The 26,242-nt window shown below is 64.6% G+C and carries 24 protein-coding genes; 9 read left to right on the top strand and 15 right to left on the bottom strand.

The features are described 5' to 3' along the window. The first annotated feature begins 51 nt into the window (after nt 1-51). From ACVJGD_RS33660 to ACVJGD_RS33650, 3 genes are all read left to right on the top strand, one after another. Nucleotides 52-1,386 carry a lytic murein transglycosylase gene (locus tag ACVJGD_RS33660; RefSeq protein WP_456638235.1) on the top strand — a complete coding sequence of 445 codons (1,335 nt, stop codon included), beginning with the start codon at nt 52-54 and terminating at the stop codon, nt 1,384-1,386. Nucleotides 1,387-1,533: 147 nt separating this feature from the next. Continuing rightward, nucleotides 1,534-3,258 carry an SGNH/GDSL hydrolase family protein gene (locus tag ACVJGD_RS33655; protein ID WP_456638234.1) on the top strand — a complete coding sequence of 575 codons (1,725 nt, stop codon included), beginning with the start codon at nt 1,534-1,536 and terminating at the stop codon, nt 3,256-3,258. A gap of 88 nt (nt 3,259-3,346) precedes the next feature. Beyond that, nucleotides 3,347-4,522, top strand: a complete 1,176-nt coding sequence (locus ACVJGD_RS33650; RefSeq protein ID WP_456632918.1) for an IS110 family RNA-guided transposase — start codon at nt 3,347-3,349, stop codon at nt 4,520-4,522. A gap of 433 nt (nt 4,523-4,955) precedes the next feature. On the opposite strand, the gene ACVJGD_RS33645 is transcribed toward ACVJGD_RS33650, so the two are convergent. Further along, nucleotides 4,956-5,324, bottom strand: a complete 369-nt coding sequence (locus tag ACVJGD_RS33645; protein WP_456638233.1) for a CsbD family protein — start codon at nt 5,322-5,324, stop codon at nt 4,956-4,958. 61 nt (nt 5,325-5,385) lie between these two features. Continuing rightward, the gene (locus ACVJGD_RS33640) at nt 5,386-6,120 is read right to left on the bottom strand and encodes an SDR family NAD(P)-dependent oxidoreductase (protein ID WP_456638232.1); all 735 of its coding nucleotides are present in this window, start codon (nt 6,118-6,120) and stop codon (nt 5,386-5,388) included. Nucleotides 6,121-6,221: 101 nt separating this feature from the next. Here ACVJGD_RS33640 and ACVJGD_RS33635 point away from each other — a divergent pair, with 101 nt between their 5' ends. Both ACVJGD_RS33635 and ACVJGD_RS33630 read left to right on the top strand, forming a co-directional pair. Continuing rightward, entirely contained in the window at nt 6,222-7,001 is a 780-nt protein-coding gene (locus ACVJGD_RS33635) for an SDR family NAD(P)-dependent oxidoreductase (RefSeq protein ID WP_456638231.1), read from the top strand. Between the two features lie 131 nt (nt 7,002-7,132). Next, on the top strand, nt 7,133-8,020 hold the full coding sequence (locus tag ACVJGD_RS33630) for a TauD/TfdA dioxygenase family protein (protein WP_456638230.1): 888 nt from the start codon (nt 7,133-7,135) through the stop codon (nt 8,018-8,020). 145 nt (nt 8,021-8,165) lie between these two features. Here the strand turns inward: ACVJGD_RS33630 and ACVJGD_RS33625 are convergent, their stop codons facing one another. Continuing rightward, entirely contained in the window at nt 8,166-8,816 is a 651-nt protein-coding gene (locus ACVJGD_RS33625; RefSeq protein ID WP_456638229.1) for a YqgE/AlgH family protein, read from the bottom strand. Nucleotides 8,817-8,951: 135 nt separating this feature from the next. Between ACVJGD_RS33625 and ACVJGD_RS33620 the strand changes: the two genes are divergently transcribed. Continuing rightward, complete coding sequence (locus ACVJGD_RS33620; protein WP_456638228.1) at nt 8,952-9,791, top strand: protein-disulfide reductase DsbD domain-containing protein; 840 nt, start codon at nt 8,952-8,954, stop codon at nt 9,789-9,791. A 206-nt stretch (nt 9,792-9,997) separates the two neighbouring features. Further along, the gene (locus ACVJGD_RS33615) at nt 9,998-11,419 is read left to right on the top strand and encodes a lipopolysaccharide biosynthesis protein (protein WP_456638227.1); all 1,422 of its coding nucleotides are present in this window, start codon (nt 9,998-10,000) and stop codon (nt 11,417-11,419) included. Between the two features lie 101 nt (nt 11,420-11,520). Here ACVJGD_RS33615 and ACVJGD_RS33610 read toward each other — a convergent pair whose 3' ends face one another. From ACVJGD_RS33610 to cysG, 12 genes are all read right to left on the bottom strand, one after another. Continuing rightward, nucleotides 11,521-12,309 (bottom strand): 3-hydroxybutyrate dehydrogenase, encoded by a 789-nt coding sequence (locus ACVJGD_RS33610; protein ID WP_456638226.1) that lies wholly within the window; start codon nt 12,307-12,309, stop codon nt 11,521-11,523. 7 nt (nt 12,310-12,316) lie between these two features. Further along, nucleotides 12,317-13,492, bottom strand: coding sequence for a DUF3734 domain-containing protein (locus ACVJGD_RS33605; RefSeq protein ID WP_456638225.1), 1,176 nt, complete (start codon nt 13,490-13,492; stop codon nt 12,317-12,319). A 95-nt stretch (nt 13,493-13,587) separates the two neighbouring features. Beyond that, nucleotides 13,588-14,124: a CAP domain-containing protein gene (locus tag ACVJGD_RS33600; RefSeq protein ID WP_456638224.1), complete on the bottom strand. Its 537-nt coding sequence runs from the start codon at nt 14,122-14,124 to the stop codon at nt 13,588-13,590. A 217-nt stretch (nt 14,125-14,341) separates the two neighbouring features. Beyond that, nucleotides 14,342-15,385, bottom strand: a complete 1,044-nt coding sequence (locus ACVJGD_RS33595; RefSeq protein ID WP_456638223.1) for a sulfate/molybdate ABC transporter ATP-binding protein — start codon at nt 15,383-15,385, stop codon at nt 14,342-14,344. After that, nucleotides 15,375-16,337: a sulfate ABC transporter permease subunit CysW gene (cysW, locus tag ACVJGD_RS33590; RefSeq protein ID WP_456638222.1), complete on the bottom strand. Its 963-nt coding sequence runs from the start codon at nt 16,335-16,337 to the stop codon at nt 15,375-15,377. Before cysW ends, ACVJGD_RS33595 begins: the two co-directional genes overlap by 11 nt. An 11-nt stretch (nt 16,338-16,348) precedes the next feature. Then, nucleotides 16,349-17,155: a sulfate ABC transporter permease subunit CysT gene (cysT, locus tag ACVJGD_RS33585; protein ID WP_456640455.1), complete on the bottom strand. Its 807-nt coding sequence runs from the start codon at nt 17,153-17,155 to the stop codon at nt 16,349-16,351. Between the two features lie 88 nt (nt 17,156-17,243). After that, on the bottom strand, nt 17,244-18,245 hold the full coding sequence (locus ACVJGD_RS33580; protein WP_456638221.1) for a sulfate ABC transporter substrate-binding protein: 1,002 nt from the start codon (nt 18,243-18,245) through the stop codon (nt 17,244-17,246). A 109-nt stretch (nt 18,246-18,354) separates the two neighbouring features. Beyond that, nucleotides 18,355-19,086, bottom strand: a complete 732-nt coding sequence (locus ACVJGD_RS33575; protein WP_456638220.1) for a phosphoadenylyl-sulfate reductase — start codon at nt 19,084-19,086, stop codon at nt 18,355-18,357. After that, nucleotides 19,083-19,598: a DUF934 domain-containing protein gene (locus ACVJGD_RS33570; protein WP_456638219.1), complete on the bottom strand. Its 516-nt coding sequence runs from the start codon at nt 19,596-19,598 to the stop codon at nt 19,083-19,085. The genes ACVJGD_RS33575 and ACVJGD_RS33570 overlap by 4 nt, the downstream gene beginning before the upstream one ends. Further along, on the bottom strand, nt 19,585-21,240 hold the full coding sequence (locus ACVJGD_RS33565; RefSeq protein WP_456638218.1) for a nitrite/sulfite reductase: 1,656 nt from the start codon (nt 21,238-21,240) through the stop codon (nt 19,585-19,587). The genes ACVJGD_RS33570 and ACVJGD_RS33565 overlap by 14 nt, the downstream gene beginning before the upstream one ends. An 11-nt stretch (nt 21,241-21,251) precedes the next feature. Then, nucleotides 21,252-21,569, bottom strand: coding sequence for a DUF2849 domain-containing protein (locus ACVJGD_RS33560; RefSeq protein WP_456638217.1), 318 nt, complete (start codon nt 21,567-21,569; stop codon nt 21,252-21,254). Next, nucleotides 21,566-22,993, bottom strand: coding sequence for a siroheme synthase CysG (cysG, locus tag ACVJGD_RS33555; RefSeq protein WP_456638216.1), 1,428 nt, complete (start codon nt 22,991-22,993; stop codon nt 21,566-21,568). The genes ACVJGD_RS33560 and cysG overlap by 4 nt, the downstream gene beginning before the upstream one ends. Nucleotides 22,994-23,249: 256 nt before the next feature. On the opposite strand from cysG, the gene cysD reads away from it, so the two are divergent. Then, entirely contained in the window at nt 23,250-24,044 is a 795-nt protein-coding gene (gene cysD, locus ACVJGD_RS33550; protein ID WP_456638215.1) for a sulfate adenylyltransferase subunit CysD, read from the top strand. A 23-nt stretch (nt 24,045-24,067) separates the two neighbouring features. After that, on the top strand, nt 24,068-25,984 hold the full coding sequence (gene cysC, locus ACVJGD_RS33545) for an adenylyl-sulfate kinase (RefSeq protein WP_456638214.1): 1,917 nt from the start codon (nt 24,068-24,070) through the stop codon (nt 25,982-25,984). Nucleotides 25,985-26,242: the final 258 nt, after the last annotated feature.

Raw genomic sequence — 26,242 nt, 5'->3', positions numbered from 1 at the left:
GATCGAGCCATGCGGCGGACGGGAACAGCGACCAGGAGCCGAACCAGCGCGATGATAATCGCGGCGGTTCTGCTTGTTTCCACTCAGGCGTTGGCCCAGTCGCAGGGCGGGCTCGCGGATCTGTTCGGCAACCTGTTCCCGGGATCGAACTCCTCACCCCCGCCGGCAGCCGCCACCGGCGACGGCTCGGCCCCGCCATGGAGCGGCGAGGACGGCGCTTCCGGCCATCCGCTGATGACGGCGGCCGCGATCCGGCAGGCGGCGGCCAATTTCGACAATTGTGTCGCCTCGATGTGGCCCGATGCGGCGCGACGCAACGTCACACGCGAGAATTTCGAGCGCTTCACGGCGGGGCTCACGCCCGACCTGCGCATCATGGATCTGCTGGACTCGCAGCCCGAATTCACCAAGGCGATCTGGGACTATCTCGACATCCTCGTGAACGACAATCGTCTGGCCAAGGGCCGCGAGATCCTCGCCAAATACAAGACGCAATTCGACGCTGCGGAAGAAGCCTATGGCGTCGACCGCTACGCGGTCGCGGCGATCTGGGGCATCGAATCCAATTATTCGACCCAGATGGGCGACCGCAGCGTGGTGCAGTCGACCGCCACGCTTGCCTGCATCGGCCGCCGCCAGGCCTACTTCAAGGACGAATTCCTCTCGGCGCTGGAGATCCTCAATCGCGGCGATCTCCGCCCCGAGCAGCTCCGCGGCTCCTGGGCCGGCGCCTTCGGGCCGACGCAGTTCATGCCCACCGCCTTCAAGCGCTATGCAGTCGATGGTGACGGCGATGGCAGGCGCGACGTCGTCGACGACCCGGCCGACCTGATCGCCTCGACCGCCAACAACCTTAGGAAAGACGGCTGGCAGACCGGCCAGAGCTGGGGCTACGAGGTCGTCGTTCCCAAGGACTTCAACTACATGCTGGCCGACCGCGCCAAGGCGATGACACTCACGCAATGGCAGCAACAGGGGCTCCGCCGCGCCAACAACCAGCCGTTCCCGCACCCGGCCGACAAGGCCTATCTGCTCGCGCCCGCCGGCGCCGAAGGTCCGGGCTTCTTGATGCTGCAGAATTTCCGGGTGATCATGAAGTACAACCCGGCGGAGGCCTATGCGCTGGCGATCGGCCATTTCGCCGACCGGTTGCGCGGCGGGCCGCCCTTCGTGCAGACCTGGCCACGCCAGGAACGGGTGCTGTCGCGCGCCGAGCGGCTGGAACTGCAGCAGCTCCTCGCCCAGCGCGGCTTCTATCGCGGCACGCCGGACGGCCAGATCGGCGGCCAGACGAGGGAAGCGCTGCGCAGTTTCCAGGCCTCGATCGGCACGCCGGCCGACGGATTTGCCACCTCCGACATGCTGGAACGGCTGAGAGGGCGATAAGGCTCCAAAAACGACCTAAATACCGCTATTTCGCCGCCGCCTTGACGACTGCGGCGGATGGCCGATCCATGCTGGAAAATATGCCCGCTTGCGGCCCGATTCCGCTAGTATGGCGTTGTCTTCAAAATCCATTTCGACCGAGCTTTGATGCCGAAGCCAAAGTCCTTCCTGCGGGTATTCACCGAGACCGGCCCCCTGGTCGCGCTCGCGGTTGCGATCGCGCTCCTGGTCGGGATCGCCGGTCCCGCCTCGGCGCAGTTCTTCGGCTTTCCGGGCTTCGGCGGTCCGCCGCAACAGCAGCGGCCGGCGCCGCGGGGCGGCGGCGGTTGGTTCGGCTCGGATTTCTTCGCCCCCTACCAGCAGGCGCCGCCGCAACAACAGCAGCAACAGGCGCCGCGTCAGGACTTTTCGCGGGCGCCGCCGCCGGCAAAGCGCGACACGGTGCCGGAGCGCAACGTGCTGGTGCTTGGCGATGCCATGGCGGACTGGCTCGCCTACGGCCTCGAGGACACCTATTCCGAACAGCCCGACATGGGCGTGATCCGCAAGCACAAGACGGTCTCCGGTCTGATCAAATACCAGCCCAAGGGCGAGCCCTCCGATTGGGCCGCCGCCGCGCGGAGCATCATCGCCACCGAGAAGGCGGATGCCATTGTGGTGATGCTCGGCCTCAACGACCGCGTCTCGATCCGCGAGCCCGTCGTCGACAAGAAGGACGACAAGAAAACCGAGAAGAAAGACGATAAGAACGCTCGCGCCAAGGACGCCAAACCTTCGGACACCAAGCCTTCGGACACCAAGCCTTCGGATGGCGCCGCCAAGCCGGACGACAAGCCGGTCGATACCGAGTTGTCGCCAGACGATGCCGCCGATGCGCCGCAGGCCGCGACGCCCGAGCGGAGTGCGCGTTCCGCGAACGGCGTCTATGAATTCCGCGACGAACGCTGGGTCGAGCTCTACAACAAGAAGATCGATGAATTGATCGGCGTGCTGAAGAGCAAGGGCGTGCCCGTGTTGTGGGTCGGCCTGCCGGCGATCCGCGGCCAGAAGGGCACGTCCGACATGCTGTTCCTGGATTCGCTATACCGGGAAAGCGCGGCCAAGGCCGGCATCACCTATGTCGATGTCTGGGACGGCTTCGTCGACGAGGCCGGTCGCTTCATGCAGAAGGGCCCGGATTTCGAAGGCCAGATCCGCCAGCTCCGCACCTCGGACGGCGTCTTCTTCACCAAGCCCGGCGCGCGCAAGCTGGCGCATTATGTGGAGCGCGAGGTGACGCGGCTGCTCGCGCGGTCCACGCCGATCGCGCTGCCGACCGAGCCGGCGACACCTGACGCCAGTGCGCCGCCAGGCCAGCCAGCGCGGCCATTGGCCGGACCAATCGTGCCGCTGGTCGCCTCCTCCGTCGGCACCGATCAACTGCTCGGCGGCCCCGGCTCGCGTCCAGCCGCGGTCGATCCGCTCGCGGCACGCACCCTGGTGAAGGGCGAACCGCTCGCACCGCCCGCGGGCCGCGCCGACGATTTCGCCTGGCCGCGCCGCGAAATCGGTCGCGAGCAGGCCAAGGGTGAAACGCCGGTTGCCGCCACCACTCCCGAGGGAACAGGCACAGGAGCTGGCGCAGCGCCGGCGCCGACGGCCGCAGCTCCCGCGCCGCCGAAGCCGGCACCGCAGAAGCGCCTGTTCCGGCCGGCGCAGACCAATCCGCCCGCCTCGACCTCTGGCGATTTCTTCGGCTTTGGCCAGCCGCCTGCCCCCGGGCCACGTCAGCAGGCGGCGCCGCCGCGTCCGCCGACGCCAATCGTGCCGCGTCCGCCGGCGAATGTCGGACGCTCGGCCGAAGCGCCCTTCGGCAATTTCCTGCGATGGTGAAGACAGCAGAGCGGTAGATTCCATGGGGCGGTGAGCGCGCCCTTTCCGGTAGGTTTGGGTTTCCACACTCGAACCATCGGAGAGTCTGATGCAAGCATTGACCAAGAACACGCCCACCGCCGGGCATTGTGGCACGATTTTCGTTGCGATCGAACTGAGTCAGAAGACGTGGCTGGTGACGCTGCACAGTCCGGATCGGGACCGGATATCGCGCCACAAGCTGGAAGGCGGCGATCACGCCGGGCTGCTGGCGCTGATCGAGCAGGTCAAGGCCCGGGCGACTGCGAAGCTTGGAGCGGCGCCGCGGGTGGTGAGCTGCTACGAGGCTGGCTATGACGGCTTCTGGCTGCACCGGCTGCTCGCGGCGGCTGGGATCACCAACTTCATCTTCGACCCGGCGAGCATCGCGGTGGAGCAACGGGCGCGGCGGGCGAAGACAGACCGGATCGATGGCGAGCTTCTGCTGCGCACCTTGATGGCTCATTTGCGAGGCGAGCCGCGGGTGGTGCGGATCGTCCGGGTGCCGAGCGTGGCCGAGGAGGACGCCCGGCGCGCCAGCCGCGAACGCGAACGACTGGTGAAGGAGCAGACGGGGCACACCAACCGGATCAAGGCGCTGCTGCGCCTGTTGGGCATGGCGGCCGGCACCTTGCGACGACGGACCTGGCTCGCCTGGCTGGAGCAGCAGCGGGACTGGCAAGGGCAGCCGCTGCCGCCGCAGCTTCTGGCCGAAGTGAAGCGCGAGCATGCCCGGCTGATGCTGGTGCGCGACCAGCTCAAGGCGCTGGAGCAGGCCCAAGTCGCTACAGAAGTCGCGGCAGAAGTCGCGGCGGAAGCCGCCGCGGCGCCGGCGCCGATGGCGAAGCGACGGGATCAGTTGCAGCAGCTCAAGGCGCTCGGCCCGGCGTTTGCCGCGACGCTGGTGAACGAGGTGTTCTACAAGGACTTCCGCAACCGGCGCGAGGTCGCCAGCTATTGCGGATTGGCGCCCAGTCCCTGGCAAAGCGGCAGCATCGATCGCGAGCAGGGGATCAGCAAGGCCGGCAACCGGCGCGCCCGCCACAAGACGATCGAACTGGCCTGGCTCTGGCTGCGCCATCAGCCGGACAGCGCGCTCAGCCGCTGGTTCCGCACCCGCACCGAAAACGCCGGCAAGCGCGCCAAGCGCATCGCCATCGTCGCGCTGGCGCGCAAGCTGATCGTGGCGCTGTGGCGCTATCTCACCACCGGCCTTGTTCCGGAGCAGGCCGTGATGAAGGCCTAGCACCGGACCACGCCACCAGGGCGAGGCGGCTCCGCGCCGCGCGCCCCGTACAGGATGGATGATGACCGTGCCACCCAGGGGCCCAACCAGGCCGCTTTGTAGATGGGTCTCATCCTCTTGGCTTCCTCGCCGCAAGCATGCGGAATGTGGGTACGGATCAGCCGATCCGACCGGATATGAGGTGATGCAGTGAGCTGCAGAAATCTTCGGAAGCCAATCCTCGCCCGGGGCCCGGTCGTCGCGCTGCGCTACGCATGGCTCCGCGCGCCGCCCTCTCACTGCAAAAACCCAACCCGCACCGGTTCAAGAGCCTTGACTCACAAAGCCCCATATGAGGGTGGGCAAAGCGAAGCGTGCCCACCATCGCGAGCGGAATGTTTAATGGTGGGCACGCTTCGCTTTGCCCACCCTACGCCGCTGATGGGCGATTGCCCTAGTAGCGCCAGCGCGGTGGTGGACGGCGCGGCGGGCGCGTCAGCAACAGCCCGAGCGCCAAACCGATGCCGCCGGCAACCAGCAAGGCGCCGAGCGGATTCTCCTGCACGGTCTTGGTCAGCGCCTGCTGGCCGCTGCGGATGCTCTCGCCGCGATTCTCGTAAGCATCCTTGGCATAGTTGACCGCGGTGTCCGCGGCTTCACGCGCGGCATCCTTGGCCTGGCCGTAGAGATTCTGCACCGTGCCGGCCGCTTCGCGCGCGCGACCTGATGCTTCCGTCGTGCTGTCACCGGTCATTTCACCAACGGCGCCTTCCGCCTTGCCGGCGAAATCCTTGGTGGCACCAGCGATCCGATCCGTGTCCATCGCCTCACTCCTCTCCTTGGTCGGAGAAGGTAACTGGCGAGCCGGGCGGCGGTTCCTGTGGTCAGAGGATCAGTCCGCCGTCGACGACGATGGTCTGGCCGATGATGTAGGCGGCGAGCGGCGAGGCCAGGAACAGTGCGGCACCCGCCATGTCCTCTGGCGTGCCGAGGCGCTTCAGCGGGATACGCTCCAACGCACCTTCGAGCCGCTTCGGATTTGCCGTCGTCACCTTGGTCATCTTGGTGTCGACCAGGCCCGGCGCGATGCCATTGACGCGGATGCCATCCTCGGCCCAGGCCTCGGCAAGCGTCCGCGTCAATCCGACCGCGCCGGTCTTCGAGGCGTTGTAGGCGGGATTGCCCATCGTCGAATGATAGGCGGCCGTCGAACTGACGATGATGAGCGAGCCCCTGCTCGCGCTCAGCATCGCCTGGAATTTGGTCGCGCATGCCATCAAGCTCATGAGGTTGACCTCGACGACCTTGCGAAAGCCTTCCATCTCGAACTCACCGCGGCGATAGATCACCGCGCCCTGCGCCAGCACCAGCACATCGAGCCGGTCGAAGGTCGGTTTGAATTGCTCGATCGCGCGAGCGTCGCCGACGTCGAGTTGCGAGTATTCCAACCCTTCCAGATGCGAACCTTCTTCGGCTGAATAGTCACTCGCCTGGCCGCGCGTGCCGCAGACATGCACGCGCGCGCCCTTGGCGCGAAATACCTGTGCGATCCCGTTGCCGATGCCGCTGGAGCCGCCCACCACGAGAACCTGCCTGCCGCTGAAATCCAGTTCGTTCATCGCGCGTTCCTCCCTTGCTTCTTGCTTGTTTGACCTGTCTGCGGATCGATGCCAGCCTTGTCAATCCTGCAACCTATTCCCTCCATTCCACGAGTCACGCGATGTCCGACTTCAAACAGCTCAGCCGCTCGGTGCAAGGCTTGACCGTTCTCGTCACCGGCGCCGCCAGCGGCATGGGCCGCGCCACCGCGCTGGTATTCGCCACTGAGGGCGCAAATGTCGCCGTCACCGACATCACCGCCGAAGGCACCGAGGCGGTTGCGCAGGAGATCAGCAGCAACGGCGGAAAGGCCAAGGCGTGGGTGCTCGACGTCGCCGATCGCAACGCAATCTCTTCTGTGGTCAACGACGTCGCCGCGCATTTCGGCGGGCTCGACATCCTCGTCAACAATGCCGGTATCTCCGTGCGGGTTGCGATCGACGACGACGGCTATGACGAGGCCTGGGCCAAGGCGATCGCGGTGATGCTGACTGCGCACCAGCGCATCATCCGCGCCGCTTTGCCGCATTTGCGAAAATCGACATGCCCGCGCATCGTCAACATCGCTTCCACCGAAGCGCTCGGCGCTACCGCATTGCACAGTCCGTATTCCGCGGCGAAGGCTGGCGTCACCGGGCTGACACGCTCGCTTGCCGTGGAACTGGGACGCGAGGGCATCACCGTGAACTGCATCTGCCCGGGCCCGATCCGCACCGGCATTACCGACCGGATTCCGGAAGAGCACAAGACGATCTATGCCAAGCGCCGCACCGCGCTCGGCCGCTATGGCGAGCCGGAGGAGGTCGCGCACATGACCTTGAGCCTGTGCCTGCCGGCAGCGTCTTTCCTGACCGGTGCGGTGATCCCGGTGGATGGCGGGCTGATGGCGCGGAATGCGTGATGCGTGCAGCGTCTTCACGCCGCCTCGCGCAAGGGGCCATGCGCCGGCGCCGCGTTGACACGGCACCGTCACAGGATAGCCTTTCCCCAAACGAAGCGGAAAAACCCGCCTGGACACGAGGAGAGAACGCCATGGCTATCGCAATCCGGCAGCTTCACCCGCATTTTGTCGGTGAGGTCACAGGCCTCGATCTGCGAAGGCCGCTGACCAGGCAGGAAGCGATCGAGGTCGAGGCGGCGATGGACAAATACGCCGTGCTCATCTTCCACGACCAGGACATCTCGGACGAGCAGCAACTCGCCTTTGCGCTGAACTTCGGCGAGCGCGAGAACGCGCGCGGCGGCACCGTGACCAAGAAGGAGGATTATCGCCTCTCCTCCGGGCTGAACGATGTCTCCAATCTCGGCAAGGACGGCAAGCCGCTGCCCAAGGATCACCGCACCCATCTGTTCAATCTCGGCAACTGCCTGTGGCATTCCGACAGTTCGTTCCGGCCGATCCCGGCGAAATTCTCGCTATTGTCGGCGCGGGTGGTGAACCCGAAGGGCGGCAACACCGAATTCGCCGACATGCGCGCGGCCTACGACGCGCTTGACGAGGAGACCAAGGCGGAGATCGAGGACCGGATCTGCGAGCACTCGCTGATGTATTCGCGCGGCTCGCTCGGCTTCCTCGACTATAGCGACGAGGAGAAGGAGATGTTCAAGCCGGTGCTGCAGCGCCTGGTGCGCACCCATCCGGCGCATCGCCGCAAGTCGCTCTATCTTTCATCGCATGCCGGCGCGGTGCGCGGCATGAGCATGCCGGAGGGCCGTCTGCTGCTGCGCGACCTCACCGAACACGCGACCCAGGCGGAATTCGTCTACGTCCACAAGTGGAAGGTCCACGACCTCGTGATGTGGGACAATCGCCAGACCATGCACCGCGTCCGCCGCTACGACCAGTCGCAGCCGCGCGACATGCGCCGCGCCACCGTGGCCGGCACCGAGCCGACCGTCGCGCAGCAGGCTGCGGAGTAGTCCTGTCGTCCCGGCCTTGAGCCGGGACCGATAACCACCGATCTGCGCTGTTGTGAGGACTCTGGCGACGATCGAGTATAGCCACAAAGCCGTGTGGTTACGGGTCCCCGCTTTTCGCGGGGACGACGTGGAGAGCGCGGGAGATTTACGCGTGCCCGGCTTCGTTCGAGAGCATGCCGACGTCGATGCCGATCTTGCGCAGGGCGCGCGAGTATTTGTCCTCGACATCGTCGCCGAAGATCAGATCCGGATCGGCGTCGCAATGCAGCCAGCCATTGTGCTGGATCTCGTTTTCCAATTGCCCCGGAGCCCAGCCGGCATAGCCCAAGGCCAGGATCGCATGCTTGGGGCCGGAGCCCTTGGCGATCGCCTTCAGGATATCGACGGTCGCGGTCAGGCAGATATCGTCGTCGATATTGAGCGTCGCATCCTGGATGAAGAAATCGCTGGAATGCAGCACGAAGCCGCGGCCGGTATCGACCGGGCCGCCCTTCATCACCTTCATGGTCTCGGCATTTTCCGGCAGCTTGATCTGGTCGGCCTTCTGGATGATGTCGAGCTGCACCAAGAGCCCGGGGAAATCGATGCTTCCGGCCGGACGGTTGACGATGATGCCCATCGCCCCCTCGGCGGAATGCGCACACATGTAAATGACAGAGCGCTCGAAACGGGGATCGCTCATAACCGGCATGGCGATCAGGATCTGGCCGTCGAGATAACCGCTGCCCGACGAATTGTCGCCGACACCGGCAACCTTGCCGCGGGCGGACTTTGGTGCTTTGCCTTCAGGAGTCATCTGAAAGGCCTCCATGCTGATTTGACATCCTGATATTGGGTGAGGCTTCTGTCAATCAAGCAGAGCGCCGCATTCGCGCCATCCATCACACGCAATTCAATGGTTTACGAACGAACCAGCCGGTAAAGACGTTCCATGATCGCCATAGTTCCCATGCGGGTTGCGCTCGGCCTGCTAGCCACTCTTTCCGTCGTCTGGCCTGCGACGGAGCTGCGCGCCGAGGATTCCTCGCCCTGGCAGCGGGACGCCCATTCGGCGGTGCGGCTGCTCGCAGGCTCGCGCAGCGGTGCGGTTTTGCTTGGCGGAATAGCCATCCAGCTTGAGCCGGGTTGGAAAACCTATTGGCGTACCCCCGGCGATTCCGGCGTACCGCCGCGCTTCGATTTCTCGAAGTCCGAAAATGTCGACGCGGTGACGGTGTTGTGGCCGGCGCCGATGAAATTTGACGACGGCGCCGGCGGCACCTCGCTCGGCTACAAGCAGCAGGTGGTGCTGCCGCTTCGGATCGTCGCCAAGAATGCCGACAAGCCGCTGATGCTGCGCGCCAACATCAATTATGCGGTGTGCGAGAAGCTCTGCATTCCCGTCGAGACCAGCGTCGAGCTCGCCTTTGCGAGCGTCGCCTCCACCGAGGACGGCGCGCTGTCATCCGCGCTCGACACGGTGCCGAAGCCGGCCAATATCGGCGATCCCAATCCGGTCACGATCCGCGACGTCAAGCGCAGCGGCAAGTCGACCGTCCTAGTCGACGTCGCCGCGCCCGAAGGCAAGGACGTCAGCCTGTTCGTCGAGGGACCGACGCCGGACTGGGCCCTGCCGGTGCCGAAGCTCGAGCCGAACTCCCCGCCCGGGGTGAAGCGGTTCTCCTTCGAGCTCGACGGCCTGCCACCCGGCGCCAATCCGGACGGCGCCGCGCTGAAATTCACCCTGGTCGGTGGCGACCGCGCCTACGAATTCAACACCAATCTGGAGTGACTGTGTCGTCCCGGGCTTGACCCGGGACCCATAACCACAGGATTTGGTTTTGCGGAAGGTGATTACCACCGCGCCTTATCGATAGATCACGCGGTATGGGTCCCGGCGTTCGCCGGGACGACGCGGGTGGTGGGGTTTACACCCAACCCATTCTTAACGTTTCGTTGATACTCCACGGCCCTCGCCCCGCTTTCCGGAACTTCGCCTTGGCCGTGATGGACACCCAATCCGCAACCGCTTCGCCCATGGGCAGGATTGCGCGGCTGCGCGGCCTCGTTGGCGGCTCGGGCGAGGCGTCCGTCACGCGGCGGCTGGCGGGCACGATCTTCGTCATCCGCGTCATCAGCGCCGTCGTCGCCTATCTCTCGCAGATCCTGCTCGCGCGCTGGATGGGCAGCTCGGATTATGGCGTCTATGTCTATGTCTGGACCTGGGTGCTGCTGCTCGGCAGCATGATGGATTTCGGCATTTCGGCCTCCGCGCAGAAGCTCATTCCGGAATATCGCACGGCAGGCGAGCACGCGCTGCTGCGCGGTTTTCTCTCTGGCAGCCGCTGGCTGACTCTTGCGGTGTCGAGCGTGGTCTCGCTGCTGCTCGCAGGCCTCGTAAAGCTGCTGTCGCCATGGATTGGCATAGACACGGTCGTGCCGCTCTATATCGGCTGCCTGACGCTGCCGGCCTTCGTGGTCGCCAATACCCAGGACGGCATCGCTCGTTCGCATGACTGGATGCGGCTCGGACTGATGCCGCAATTCATCGTGCGCCAGGCGCTGATCATCGGCTTCACCGCCGGCGCGGTCGTGCTTGGCTTCCATCTCGGCGCCACCGCCGCCATGCTTGCCAGCGCCGCGGCGGTGTGGATCGCCATGATCGGTCAGATGCTGGTGCTCAATCGCAGGCTCGCGGCCCATGTCGAGCCGGGCGAGAAGGCCTACGATGTCACCGGCTGGCTTGCGGTCTCGCTGCCGATCCTGCTGGTCGAAAGCTTTTATCTCCTGCTCTCCTATACCGATGTGCTGGTGCTGCAGCAGTTCCGCTCCTCCGACGAGGTCGGCGTCTATTTCGCCGTGGTGAAGACGCTGGCGCTGGTGTCCTTCATCCACTACGCGATGTCGGCAACAACGGCGCATCGCTTTGCCGAATACAACGCGATCGGCGACAAGGCGCGGCTGTCGGCCTATGTCGCGCATGCGATCCAGTGGACGTTCTGGCCTTCGCTGGCCGCGACCGTCCTGCTGCTCGCTTTCGGCAAGCCCCTACTGTGGCTGTTCGGGCCGCAATTCGTGGTCGGCTACGACATCATGTTCCTGGCAGCCATCGGCCTCGTGGTGCGCGCCGCGATCGGCCCAGTCGAGCGGCTCCTCAACATGCTCGGACACCAGAAGATCTGCGCGCTGGCCTACGCGCTCGCCTTCATCACGAACCTGGTGTTGTGCGTCGCGCTGGTGCCGCGCTTCGGCGGCCATGGCGCCGCCATAGCGATGTCGATCGCGCTGAGCTTCGAGAGCGTGCTGTTGTTCTGGATCGTCCGCCGGCGGCTCGGACTGCACGTGCTGGCGTTCGGGAAGCAGCTACATACTCCGCCGTCATCACCCGCCTCCGCCGTCATCACCCGCGAAGGCGGGTGATCCAGTAACCACTGCTGTCAGAAATTAGCCGGAAGGTCTCGGCGTACTGGATGCCCCGCCTTCGCGGGGCATGACGAGTACGTTTAGCGATGCGTGACGCCCTACTCCGCGGTCCAGCCGCCGTCGATGGAGTAATTGGAGCCGGTGATCTGCGCGGCGTCGTCGCTGCACAGGAACAGGGCGAGCGAGGCGACCTGGTCCGAGGTGACGAATTCCTTGGTCGGCTGTGCCTCGAGCAGCACGTCCCTGATGACCTGTTCTTTGGTCATGTTGCGCGCCTTCATGGTCTCCGGAATCTGGTGCTCGACCAGCGGTGTCCAGACATAGCCGGGGCTGATGCAGTTGCAGGTGATCTTGAAGGTCGCAAGCTCGAGCGCCACCGTCTTGGTGAGGCCGGCAATGCCATGCTTGGCCGAGACGTAGGCGGACTTGAAGGGCGAAGCAACCAGCGAATGCGCGGACGCGGTGTTGATGATGCGGCCCCAGCCGCGCTTCTTCATCCCCGGCACCGCGGCACGGATGCCGTGAAACGCCGACGACAGGTTGATCGCGATGATCGCATCCCACTTCTCGATCGGAAATTCCTCGATCGGGGACACGAACTGGATGCCGGCATTGTTGACGAGGATGTCGACCGAGCCGAAGGTCTTTTCGCCGAGCGCGATCATTTCGGCGATCTCGGCGGGCTTGGTCATGTCGGCCGGCGAATAGGCGGCCTTGACCTTGAAGTCGGTCTCGATGCCGGAGCGCTCACGCTCGATATCGGCGGGCACGCCCATGCCGTTGATGACGACATTGGCCCCGGCGCTGGCGAATTTGCGCGCAATCGCCAATCCGATGCCGCTGGTAGAGCCGGTTACGACGGCGGTCTTGCCTGTCAACGTTGCCATATCTGCTTCACTCCTTCTTGCCTGCGGGGAACGGATCGACGTCCCCCGTGAGATCGTAAGTCACCATGGTTTGCCCGGACTGCGGCCGTTCTAGCCATTCTTTGTGACGCATCGACAAATGCACATCGCGGACCCCCGCGTCCCAGTGCTCGACCATGGCGACGTGGGAGAAGTCGTAATCCTTCGACGACGTCTCGTAGTTCTTGCTCCGGTAGATCAGATGCACCACCGTGACGGTGTTCTCCTTCGAGGCCTGCCGCAGCAATTCAACGGAGGGATCGTTCTTCAGGTAATCCGGCAGCTTGCCGATGAGGTCACGCACCGCCATGCGCGCATTGTGGATCTGCCTGTTCTTGTCGGTGTTCATCCGGGTGCGGCTGGAATAGCGGATGTCCTTTTCGCGCTCGGCGGCTTCCAGCAAGGATACCGGCAACGGCCCGCGAGCACTGAACAGGTCGACCTGGAAGATCAGGAGATCGCGGCTTGTCTCCTCGTCCAGCACGAAGTCGAGCGGGGTGTTGCAGGCGATGCCGCCGTCCCAGTAATGCTCGCCCTCGATGAGCACGGACGGAAAGCCCGGCGGCAGCGCGCCGGAGGCCATGATGTGCTCGGGACCGATCTTCTTGCCGAGCTTCTTGAACGCGTAATTGTCGAAATATTTGAAATTGCCCGAAGTGACGCCGACCGCGCCGACCGAAAGCCGGGTCTTGAGGTCGTTGATGCGGTCGAAATCGACCAGCCGCTCCAGCGTCTTCTTCAGCGGCGCGGTGTCGTAATAGCTTTGCGACTCAGAGCTGCCCATGGGCCAGAACGGCGCCGGCGGAATCCGCGGGCTGAAGAAGCCGGGGACGCCGAACGTCGCGATGATGGCGGCGCTGGTCTCATTGAACAATGTGCGGGCGCGGTCGCCGGGCGTTACCGGATTCCAGGATACCGGAGACGATGCCATCTCCCAGAATTCCTTTAAGCGCGGTACGCGCTTGACCGGCTCGTTGCCGGCGATGATCGCGGCATTGATGGCGCCGATCGAGATGCCGGCAATCCATTCGGGCTCGAAGCCGGCGTGACAGAGCGCCTGAAACGCGCCGGCCTGATAGGAGCCAAGCGCGCCGCCGCCCTGCAGGACCAATACGCGCTGCGCCTTCGCGGGCGTCGTGGCGGGCGCGGGATCGGAAGTATCCATCGTGACCGTCAATCAGTGGAGCATAATGTCGCGCACCGTGGCCGCAGTTCAGGGCCGCGTCAATCGGTCTGATCGAGACTGGCGATCACGCAGAGTTAGGTTGACGCCAGGATGAGCGTCCAGAACACCTTGTACTTGGTGTTCGGCGCATAGCTCGCCGCGATGCCCAATTTTGTGACACCGCCCTTCAGCATATTGGCCCGGTGTGGCGGCGAATCGCGCCAGCCGGAAAACGCTTCCGCCAGCGTGTGATAGCCGGCGGACACATTCTCGACCGCCACCGTCGCCGGATAGCCGGAGCCTTCCAGGCGTTTGCCGAGCGGGGCCTTCACGTCGTGATCCATCTTGTTGCGGGCCGCCATGGCCTGCGACTGCTGCTCGGCGAGCTTCGTGAGCGCAGGGTCCACCACCACGGCGCCGAGGCCGTTGTTCCGGCGATACTGCGAGATCATGGTCGCGGCGGCCTGGGTGTCCAGGACGGCGCCGGGTGCGGCCATGTTGACATACATGGCTGGCTGTTCCGGAAGTGGAGTGTCTGTCGCGCAGCCGCCCAGCACCAGAAGCCCAAGAAGGGCGACGGTCGTCCGTTTCACTGAAAGGATTCCCCCAAGGTTGGTCTGCCGTTGTTGCATACCAACCGTGGCTGAATGGTGAACAGGGGACGATTTTTTGCCGTTTCTTGCTCCCCGTCGTCCCGGACAAGCGAGCGCCAGCGAACGCCGATCCGAGACCCATAACCACCGCCGTTTGGAAGGAGTAGAGCTGTTGCCAAAGTCTGCTGCAACAACAAGCACCTGTTGTTATGGGTCCCGGCTCAAGGCCGGGACGACAACGGTAAGGCGGCCGATCCTACTCCGCGAAAATGCGGTAGCGACGGGGCTCCAGCGAGATGATTTCGCCGGCCTGCAGTTCCCGATCGCGCGGCGCATCGATCTCGATCACGGTCTTGCCTTCGCTGTCCGCAAGCGCGACCTCGGCACGCTGGATCGGCCCGAATGAGCGGACGCGACGCACCGCCCCTTCCAGCGAGCCTCCTCCCGCCGGGGCGATCTGCATGTCATGGCGGCGCACGAACAGTTTGGAGGCGCCGGGCGCCGCGCCGTTGGCGGCGATGTTGAGCGGCTTGCCGCCGAGCCGCACCGCGCCGTCGCTGACATCGACCGGTAGCACGATGGATTCGCCGATGAAGCCGTGGACGAAGGCCGTCGCCGGATTGTCATAAACCTCGCCGGGGGTGCCGATCTGCTCGATGCGGCCCTTGTCCATCACCACCACACGGTTGGCGACCTCGAGTGCCTCTTCCTGGTCGTGGGTAACGAAGATCGAGGTGACGTGGATCTCCTGATGCAGCGAGCGCAGCCATTGCCTGAGCTCCTTGCGCACCTTGGCATCCAGCGCGCCGAAGGGCTCGTCGAGCAGCAGGATGCGCGGCTCGATCGCAAGCGCACGGGCGAGCGCGATGCGCTGGCGCTGGCCGCCGGATAGCTGGCTGGGATAGCGGTCGGACAGCCAATCGAGCTGCACGAGATCGAGCAGCTCCTTGACGCGGGCGCGGATTGCCTTCTCGTCCTTGCGGATCGTGCGCGGCTGCACGCGCAGGCCGAAGGCGACGTTCTCGAACACCGTCATGTGGCGAAACAGCGCGTAGTGCTGAAACACGAAGCCGACATGACGCTCGCTGGCGCCGCGGCCAAGCGCATCCTCGCCGTCGATCGTGACTTCGCCCGCCTCAGGCCAGTCGAGGCCGGCAATGATCCGCAGCAGCGTGGTCTTGCCGGAGCCGGACGGCCCGAGCAGCGCCAACAGCTCGCCGTCGCCGACCTTCAGGCTGACATTGTCGAGCGCTGTGAAATCGCCGAACTTCTTTACGATGTTTTTGACTTCAATCGTCACTGACTATCTGCCCTTCGTCCAGACGCCGTTCGAGGATCGTCTTCACGATCAGCGTGATCAACGCCAGCATCGCAAGCAGCGACGCGATCGCGAATGACGCCACGAACTGGTATTCATTATAGAGGATTTCGACCAGGAGCGGCATGGTGTTGGTCTCGCCGCGGATATGGCCCGAGACCACCGACACCGCGCCGAACTCGCCCATCGCGCGCGCATTGCACAGAAGCACGCCGTAGAGCAGGCCCCATTTGATGTTGGGCAAAGTGACGCGGAAAAAGGTCTGCAATCCTGACGCGCCCAACGAGATCGCCGCTTCCTCCTCCTGCGTGCCCTGCTCCTGCATCAGCGGGATCAGCGAGCGTGCAACGAAGGGGAAGGTCACGAAAATGGTGGCGAGCGCAATGCCGGGCACCGCAAACAGGATGTGGATGTTGTGCGCCTGCAGCCAGGTCCCGAAGAAGCCCTGCGCGCCGAACAGGAGCACGAACACCAGGCCCGAAATCACGGGACTGACCGAGAACGGCAGGTCGATCAGCGTGATCAGGAAAGTCTTGCCCGCGAAGTCGAATTTCGAGATCGCCCAGGCCGCGATCACGCCGAAGATCAGGTTGAGGCTGACGGAGATCGCCGCGATCAGAAGCGTCAACTGGATGGCCGAGAGCGCCTCCGGCTCGGCGAGCGCGGCGAAATAGGCCGTGACGCCGCGCGAAAACGCCGACGCGAACACCACGACCAGTGGCAGCACCACGAACACGGTCAGAAAGATCACCGCCAGCGCGACGATCAGGAAGCGGATCGGCCGGGGCTCGGTGCGCAGATCCCGCTTCGAGGCCGCCGTGTGCGGGCGCACCTTCTCCCGCTGCGACGGCGGCGAGGCGACATTGAGGTCGGCCGTCGGGGCATAGGCCCGCAACTGCGTGGTGGAGGAAGCCAGATTCGATTGCAGCGACATCGATCCGGCCCTCAATGGGTTGGAATGCGGGTCTGCGCCCAGCGCTGCAGGCGATTGACCGCGAAGATGATGACGAAGGAGGCCAGCAGCATGACCACCGCGATCGCGGTGGCATCCGCATAGCGGAATTCGGAGAGCCGGATCACGATCAACAGCGGCGCGATCTCGGAGACATTCGGCAGATTGCCGGCAATGAAGATCACCGAGCCGTATTCACCGACGGCGCGTGCGAAGGCGAGCGCAAAGCCGGTGAGCAGCGCCGGGATCAGGCTCGGCAGGATCACGCGGAACACCGTGTGCCAGCGGTTGGCGCCGAGGCTTGCCGCGGCCTCCTCGATCTCGGGATCGAGATCGATCAGCACCGGCTGCACCGTCCGCACCACGAAGGGAATGCCGATGAAGACCATGGCGACGAAAATGCCGATCGGCGTGAACGCGACCTTGATGCCCAGCTCGGCAAGCGGCGCCCCCAGCCAGCCCTTCTGCGCAAAAAGCTGGGTGAGCGCGACGCCGGCAACCGCTGTCGGCAGCGCGAAGGGGATGTCGACGATCGCGTCGAACAGCCGCCTTCCCGGAAAGCGGTAGCGCACCAGCGCCCAGACGATGATCGTGCCCATCACCAGATTGACGCAGGCCGCGGCAAAGGACAGGCCGAACGAAATCCTGAGCGCGCTCAGGGTGCGGCGGCTGGTGACGATGCCCCAGAACTGGTCAAGGCTCAGGTCAAGCGTCTTGAGAAAGAGGCCGGCGAGCGGAATCAGGACGATAACGGAAAGCCATGTCAGGGTCAGTCCCATGGTGAGACCGAATCCCGGCAAAGTGCTGCGCCGTGCAACCGCTGTGCTCACCTATCCCCCTGCTTCCAACCGCCAAGCGGCAAACCTGCTTTCCGGATCATGCTCCAGATCAATTCTTGTATATCTGATCGAAAATGCCGCCCTCGGCGAAGTGCTCCTTCTGCGCCTTGGTCCAACCACCGAAAACGTCGTCGATGGTGAAAAGTTCAACCCTGGCGAAGGATTTCTCGTACTCCTTGGCGATCTCCGGATCGTGCGGACGGTAAGAATTGCGCGCGGCGATTTCCTGACCTTCCCTGGTATACCAATACTTCAGATAGGCCTCGGCGACCGCCTTGGTGCCCTTCTTGTCCGCGACCGCATCGACGACCGCGACCGGCGGTTCGGCAAGGATCGACAGCGGCGGCGAGACGATCTCGAACTTGTCCTTGCCGAATTCGCGCTGGGCCAGGAACGCCTCGTTCTCCCAGGCCAGCAGCACGTCGCCGACGCCGCGCTCCACGAAGGTGACGGTCGAGCCGCGTGCGCCGGTGTCGAGCACCGGCACGTTCTGATAGAGATCGGCGACGAACTTCTTGGCCTTGTCGGCGGAGCCGAACTTCTTCTGTGCGTAGCCCCAGGCTGCGAGATAATTCCAGCGCGCGCCGCCCGAGGTCTTCGGGTTCGGCGTGATGACGGCAACGCCCGGCTTGATCAAATCGTCCCAATCCTTGATGCGCTTGGGATTGCCCTTGCGCACCAGGAAGACGATGGTCGAGGTATAGGGCGCGGCGTTCTGCGGCAGCCGCTTCTGCCAATCCGGCGCGATCAGGCCTTTGGCCGCGACCGCGTCGATGTCGTAAGCGAGCGCGAGCGTGACCACGTCGGCCTGCAGGCCGTCGATCACGGCGCGCGCCTGCGAGCCGGAGCCGCCATGCGACTGCTTGATCTCGACGGTCTTGCCGGTCTCCTTCTGATAGGCGGCGGCAAACGCCTTGTTGAAATCGGCATAGAGCTCACGCGTCGGATCATAGGACACGTTGAGGATCGAGTAATCGGCAGCGAAGGCCGAACCCGCCCACAGCAAGCCCGCGACGAGCGGCAGGATACGACGGACCATCTCTATCTCCATTCAAATCGGATGAAGCAGCACCGGAGCACGCGGAACATAACTCGCGGCGGAGAGCGCTTTAGTCAACGGAACCGCATTTCATTGTTTGCGGCGCGGCAGCGTCATTGTCCTAAGAAGTCTTCATCGTATGAATGCCGCATTCTGTCTTGGCGCGGCCGCGCCAGCGGCCGGCGCGCGCATCCTCATCGGGCGCGGTGCGGCTGGTGCAGGGCATGCAGCCGACCGACATGTACCCGGAGGTAACAAGCGGATGCGGCGGCAGCTTGCCGTCCCGGTAGATCGCCTCGATCTCTTCGCGAGTCGCATTGGCGAAGGGATTGAATTTCAGGCGGACGCCATCTTCCTCGACCGCGGGAATGTCGGCGCGGGCGCCGCCCTGGAAGCGCTTGCGCCCGTTGAGCCACGCTGCGAACGGCGCCAGCGCGCGCGCCAACGGCTCGACCTTGCGGATGCGGCAGCAGGCGTCGGGATCAGAGAACCAGAGATCGCGCTCGGGATCTTCGCGGCTCAGCGTCTCCTCGAGCGGCTTGATCGAGCGAACATCACGCAGGCCCAAGGCATCGGTCAGCGTGTCGCGATAGGCGAGCGTCTCCGCAAACAGCCAGCCGGTATCGAGGAAGATCACGGGGATGGCCGCATCGACATCGGCCATCACCTTCAGCAGCGCCGCCGATTCCGTGCCAAAGGACGAGACCAGTGCCAAGCGCCCGCGGCCGACCGCCTTCAGCGCCGTCTCGATGATTTCGTAAGGCGTCGCTGCGCGCAGAACGCGATTGAGCTCCTGCGCCGACGGCAACGCCGCTCGCGCCTCCACCGGCATCTCGGGCGCGAGCGCGTTCATGGGCTGGCGCTTTCGGAATGGCGCAATTGCGTGCGGCGGCTCAGCGCCGTGGTTCGGCCGTCGCCGGTCGGCTGATAGAACACGGTGTAGCGCTTCACCGTCTCCGCGAAGGCGTCTGCATCCTTTTCCTTCTTCACGTCGAGCGCGTCGAAGCCGGCGCGCAGCATGAACACGAACTGGTCGCGCAGCACCTGGCCGGTAGCGCGCAATTCGCCGTGGAAGCGATAGCGCTCGCGGAGCAGCCGTGCCTGGCTGTAGGCGCGGCCGTCGCGGAACGACGGAAACACCAGTGCGACCGCAGCGAGCCGGTCGAGATACGGCACGAGATCGTCGAGATCGCGGTTGTTCGGCCAGACCACGCCGACCTTGCCCGGCCGGCGCAGCAGCGCCTCGGGATCCTCAAGGAAGCGTGCCGCCGGCACAAGGATCGCGCCGTCGGCCGGAATCTCCGCGCCATCGGCGACGTGGGTGTAGATGTCGGTCGCAATTTTTCCGTTCTTAACGAGTGGCATAGACCCGCTCCCTGAAAGGTTCGACGCCGAGCCGCTTGACCGTGTCGATGAAGAGTTCATCGGGGGAGTCACGCAGCGCCAGATAGGCTTCGACGATGTCCTCGACGACGTCGGCGACCTCGGCATAGGGCACCGAGGGGCCGATCAGCGTGCCGAGCGCGGCACTCTCGTCGGCACGGCCGCCGATCGTGATCTGATAGAACTCCTCGCCGTTCTTCTCGACACCGAGGATGCCGATATGGCCGACATGGTGGTGGCCGCAGGCGTTGATGCAGCCGGAGATATTGATGTGCAGCCGGCCGATCAGGCCCGCGGTGTCATGATTGGCAAAGCGCCGCGTCAACTCCTGCGCGATCGGGATCGAACGTGCGTTCGCGAGCGAGCAGTAGTCGAGCCCCGGGCAGGCGATGATGTCGGAGACCAGGTTCACATTCGGCGTCGCCAGACCGGCCTTGTCGAGCGCCTTCCACAGCGCCGGCAGGTCGCGCTTGGCGACATGCGGCAGCGCCAGGTTCTGCTCATGGCCGACGCGGATCTCGCCGAAGGAATAGCGATCGGCGAGATCGGCGATCACATCCATCTGCTCGGCGGTGGCATCGCCCGGCGGGCCGCCGACCGGCTTCAGCGACAGCGTCACGATCGAATAGCCCTGCACCTTGTGCGGAAACACCGAGTTCTTGCGCCAGCGCTCGAACAGCGGATCATGCGCCGCCTGCTTCAGCTCATCAGGCATATGCGGCAGCTTCTCGTAGGCAGGATAGGAAAAGCGCGAGCGCACTTCCTCGATCGCACCGTCATCGAGCGTCAGCGCGCTGTCGCGCAGTTGCTGCCACTCTTCCTCGACCTCCTTGCCGAACTTCTCGATGCCGAGCTCGTGCACGAGGATCTTGATGCGCGCCTTGTAGATGTTGTCGCGGCGGCCATACTGGTTGTAGACGCGCAGGATCGCCTCGACATAGCTCAGGATGTCGCGGCCGTGGACGAACGGCTTGATGGTCTTGCCGATGAACGGCGTGCGACCGAGCCCGCCACCGACCAGCACCTCGAAGCCGGTCTCGCCATCGGCGTTCTTGTGCAGTCGCAGACCGATGTCGTGGATCCTGATCGCGGCACGGTCGTGCTCGGACGCGGTGATCGCGATCTTGAATTTGCGCGGCAGGAACGAGAATTCCGGATGCAGCGTGGTGTGCTGCCTGAGCAACTCCGACCAGATGCGGGGATCCTCGACCTCGCCGGGCGCAACGCCGGCCCACTGGTCGGAGGTGACGTTGCGCATGTTGTTGCCGGAGGTCTGCATCGCGTGGATGCCGACTTCCGCAAGATCGGCGAGCGCATCCGGAAGCTCGGCAAGCTTGATCCAGTTGAACTGGATGTTCTGCCGCGTCGTGAAATGGCCGTAGCCGCGGTCGTAGCGGCGCGCGACGTGAGCAAGCGCGCGCAATTGCTTCGTTGACAGCGTGCCATAGGGGATCGCGACGCGGAACATGTAGGCGTGGAGCTGCAGATAAACGCCGTTCTGCAGCCGCAACATCTTGAATTCGTCCTCGGTGAGTTCGCCGGAGAGGCGGCGCTTCACCTGGTCGCGGAATTCTTCGACACGTTCGTGAAGGAGCGTGCGGTCAAGTTCGTCATATGCGTACATGAGAGAAAACCTTAAGCCGGAACCGGAAGCTCGATGGTGAGGCCTTCCGACCGGATGTGTTCGCGGAGATTGCCGGGCGCAATCTCTCCGCTGTCCTTGATTTCGACAGGCGCGATGTAGGCGCCGATCGCACCGACATCGTCGGCAACGGCTTCGGCAAGCAGCGCTCGCGCATCATCGGAAGTGCGGACGATCGCGGCATCCGCTAGCCGCGATGACCAGCCATGCTGCGGCGTGCGATAGATCACCACGCCGTCATGAGTGCGATTGGCGGTCACTACCGAAGGCCCGGTAATTCTGATTTTCTTCTGTTCAAGCGGAGAGGTCATTCGGCAGCTTCCAAAAGTTCCGAGATCACTTGGTTCAGGTTGGCATGACGCCACGGCGCGGAGTGGGAGACGACGTCACCGATGATGAGGATTGCGGGGCCGCCATCGATCTTCTCGACCAGCGACGGAAGATGTTCGAGCGTTCCGACCGCGGCCTTGGCATCCGGTCGCGTCACCCGCGCGAACACGCCGACCGGCGTTTGCGGCGAGCGGCCGGCGGCCAGCAGGCCGGCGCGGATCGTCGGCGCCGCGGTCATACCCATGTAGACGACGACAGTCATCTTCTTGTCTGTCAGCGCCGACCAGTCGACATTCTCGGCGTCGCGCGCCTTGTGCGCGGTGAGGAAGGTGATGCGCAGCGCCTCGTGGCGGAAGGTGAGCGGCGTCTCGAATTGCGCGGCGGCACCTAGGCCCGCCGTGACGCCGGGGATCACCGAATAGGCAACGGCGGCCTGGCGCAGTGCCTCGATCTCTTCGCCGCCACGGCCGAAAACGAAGGGATCGCCGCCCTTCAGCCGCACCGCGCGCTGTCCTGATTTCGCAGCCTCGATCATCAGTTTGTTGATCGCGTCCTGGCCGATGCCCGGTTTGCCGACGCGGCGGCCGACCGGAATGCGCGAGGCATCGCGGCGCACGCGATCGAGAATCTCCGGCGATACGAGTTCGTCGTAGAACACGACATCGGCGTCCTGCAGCGCGCGCAGTGCCTTGATGGTGAGAAGATCCGGATCGCCAGGTCCAGCGCCGACCAGCGTCACATGACCCTTTGCCTTGCCAAGCGCAGTCGCGCCGGCATAGCCGGAGGGATCGGAAATCTGCAGCAAGGCCTTTTCCGCTTCGCCCCTTTTGCCGGCCAGCACCAGCGCGCCGATCGGGCCGTCGACGATGCGCTCCCAGAAGCGGCGGCGCAGCGCGAATTCGCCGATGCGCGCGTGGATAGATTTGCGGAATTGGCCGATGAAAGACGCGAGATCGCCGATGCGGGCGGGCAGCACCGCCTCGATCCGCTCGCGCACGCGGCGTGCCACCACCGGCGACGCGCCACCGGTGCCGACGGCGACCACGACATCGCCGCGATCGACGATCGCCGGAAAGATGAAGGTGGAATGGTCGAGATCGTCCATCACATTGACGGGCAGGCCGACAGCCTTGGCACGGGCCGCCATCGCAGCACCGATATCGCCAGCGCCCGCGCAGAGCACCGCGATGACGCCGCTGAGATCGGCAGCAAGCGGATCGCCTTTCGCGAGTTCGACGCGCGTCGCATCGATGCCGCTCACATCATGATTGCCGTCGGTCGCGAACCAGCGGATGCGCGCACCGGCTGCAGCGAGCAGCCGCAATTTCGCGCGCACGAGATCGCCGGCGCCGATCAATAGCACCACGCCCGTTTGCAGATCGAGGAACACCGGCAAGAACCGCATGCGCCACTCGCTTCCTCAACTTATAGGTTGACTGGAATTTTATTCTATATATGTGTCGACAAGCGCCCGCAAAGAGAAATTTATTACTTCTCTATTGCCTCGCGACTGTAGAATTTTCGCCTCTAAACGCCAAGGCATAGAGATGCATCTTCTCGACAATGAATCCGGCACAGCACGCTTGCGCGCTTCCGAGCCTCAAGAGGGAATAAAGGCGTCGCGCAAAATCCTCGTCGAAGCACCCGCGACAGTCTCCTCGATGGATCATCTCGACGAGCTCGAAGCACAAAGCATCTACATCTTGCGCGAGGCGTTCGCGCGACTGAAGAAGCTCGCGCTGTTGTGGTCGCTCGGCAAGGACTCCAACGTGATGATCTGGCTGGCGCGCAAGGCCTTCTTCGGCCGCGTGCCCTTCCCTGCCATGCATGTCGATACCGGCAAGAAATTTCCGGAGATGTATGCCTTCCGCGATCGCTACGCCAAGGAATGGGATCTCGATCTCCGCCTCGAGCCCTGCCCGCCGATCGACAGTGTCGACCCGACGCTGCCGCCCGCCGCGCGCTCCGCTGCGCGCAAGACCGAGGGCCTGAAGCTCGCGCTGGTCAAGCACGGCTTCGACGGACTGATCGCCGGCATCCGCCGCGACGAGGAAGCCACGCGCGCCAAGGAGCGCGTGTTCTCGCCGCGTGGCCTCGAGGGCGAATGGGACGTGCGCGACCAGCCGCCGGAATTCTGGGATCATTTCAACGCTTCGCCACCGCAAGGCGCGCATTTGCGCATCCACCCGATCCTGCATTGGACCGAGGCTGACATCTGGGCCTACACAAGGCGCGAGAACATCCCGATCATCCCGCTTTATCTGGCGAAGGACGGCAAGCGCTATCGTTCGCTTGGCGATGCCGATATCACCTTCCCCGTCGCGTCGACCGCCTCTGATATCGATGAAATCCTGACCGAGCTCGAAAACACCAAGGTGCCGGAGCGCGCCGGCCGTGCGCTCGATCATGAGACCGAGGATGCGTTCGAGCGGCTGCGTGTCGCCGGTTATCTCTGAGAAGCGAGCTAAGGCGTTCCTCCATGAATATGGTTCTTCCCAGCGCGATTTCCGCAACCCCGAACGGCACCACGCGTCCGCAGGTCCGCATCGTCATCGTCGGCCATGTCGATCACGGCAAATCCACCCTCGTCGGCCGCCTCCTGCACGAGACCGGCAGCCTGCCCGACGGCAAGCTCGAAATGCTGAAAGCCGTCAGCGCGCGGCGCGGCATGCCCTTCGAATGGTCGTTCCTCTTGGACGCGCTGCAGACCGAGCGTGACCAAGGCATCACCATCGACACCACGCAAATCCGCTTCCGTACCCGCTCGCGCGACGTGGTGCTGATCGACGCGCCCGGCCACGCCGAATTCCTGCGCAACATGATCACCGGCGCCTCGCAGGCCGACGGCGCCGTACTGATCATCGACGCGCTCGAAGGCGTGCGCGACCAGACGCGGCGACACGGCTATCTCCTGCATCTGCTCGGCATCAAGCAGGTCGCGGTCGTCGTCAACAAGATGGACCGGGTCGATTTCAGCGCCGAGCGCTTCAACGAAATCAGCGACGAGATATCGGCGCATCTGGTTGGCCTTGGCGTCAAGCCATCGGCGGTGATCCCGATTTCCGCGCGCGACGGTGACGGCGTCGCCGCGCACACGCCGCGGAGCGGCTGGTACAAGGGGCCGAGCGTGGTCGAGGCGCTGGATGCGCTGGAGCCGGCCCGGCCGGCGGAAACTTTGCCGCTGCGGCTGCCGGTGCAGGCGATCTACAAGTTCGACGACCGCCGCATCATCGCAGGCCGCATCGAATCCGGCGGCCTGAAGGCCGGCGACGAGATCGTGATCATGCCGGCCGGCAAGATCGCCAAGATCAAGACGGTCGAGAGCTGGCCGGCGACACCGCTGACCACGCCGCAAACGGCCGGCCGCTCGGTCGGCATCACACTCGATCGCGAGCTCTTCATCGAGCGCGGCGACGTCATCGGCCATGTAAACCAGAGCCCGCGCGACACCCGCCGCATTCACGCCCGGATATTCTGGCTGCACGACAAGCCGTTGTCGAAGGGCGACCAGATCCTGATCCGGCTCGGCACACGCGAGACCCGCGCCAGCGTGGTCGCGATCGACAAGGCGGTTGATCCCGGTGCGCTCTCCAACGAGGAGACCAATTCGATCGCACGCAACCACGTCGGCGAGATCGACGTCGCGCTGGCGCAACCGATCGCCGCCGATCCCTATCATGAAAGCCCGCGCACCGGGCGGCTGGTGATCGAGGTCAACGGCCGGATCGCCGGCGGCGGCCTCGTGCTGTCGGTCGATGCCGGCCAGCGCGCCGTCCCGGTCGACATCGTGCCGGTGGCATCCGCCCTGCGCGCCGACGAGCGTTCGGCCCGGTATCGTCACAGCGGCGCAGTGCTCTGGTTCACGGGGCTGCCCGGCTCGGGCAAATCGACGCTGGCGCTGGCGCTGGAGCGGCGGCTGTTCACGAGTGGCGGCTCGCCGATCCTGCTTGATGGCGACACCTTGCGGGCCGGCCTCAACAGCGATCTCGGCTTCTCGCAGGCGGATCGCAGCGAAAACATCCGCCGCCTCGCCGAGATCGCTACGCATCTGGCACGTAACGGCCATATCGCGATCGTCGCCGCGGTCTCGCCCGCCGCATCCGACCGCGCTGCGGCGCGCCGCATCGCCGACAGCGCGTTCCGCGAAATCTATGTCGCGACGCCAGCGGAAATCTGCGAGAGCCGCGATCCCAAGGGTCATTACGCCAAGGCCCGCGCCGGCGGCCTGCCCTCCTTCACCGGCATCACCAATGATTACGAGCCGCCAAGCGCGAGCGAACTGACGATCGATACGTCCAGCCGGACAGTCGCGGACGCAGTCGACGCGATCGAGCGGATGCTGGCCCAGACCGGCATCCTGTTCGAGGAAGTCGCCGACCTCGCGGCGAATATTTAGGCCGCGAGCTCTACTCGCCGTCATCGCCCGGCTCGACCGGGCGATCCAGTATTCCAGAGAGGGCGGTTACTTGAGCCGGGAGGCCGCGGCGTACTGGATGCCCCGCCTGCGCGGGGCATGACAGGCGTGGCTAAAACGGCCCCGCCGGAGGGCCCTTCTCATGGCCGTGGCTTTAGCGCTAAAAGGGCGCTGAACCGCCCGCCTTTTGGCGCGTTTTTTGCTGTTTTCGTCCCGAAAACAGTCCGTAAACGCCATTTC

Source organism: Bradyrhizobium sp. USDA 10063, from assembly GCF_054063735.1.
This window is presented reverse-complemented; position numbering and strand designations above follow the sequence as displayed.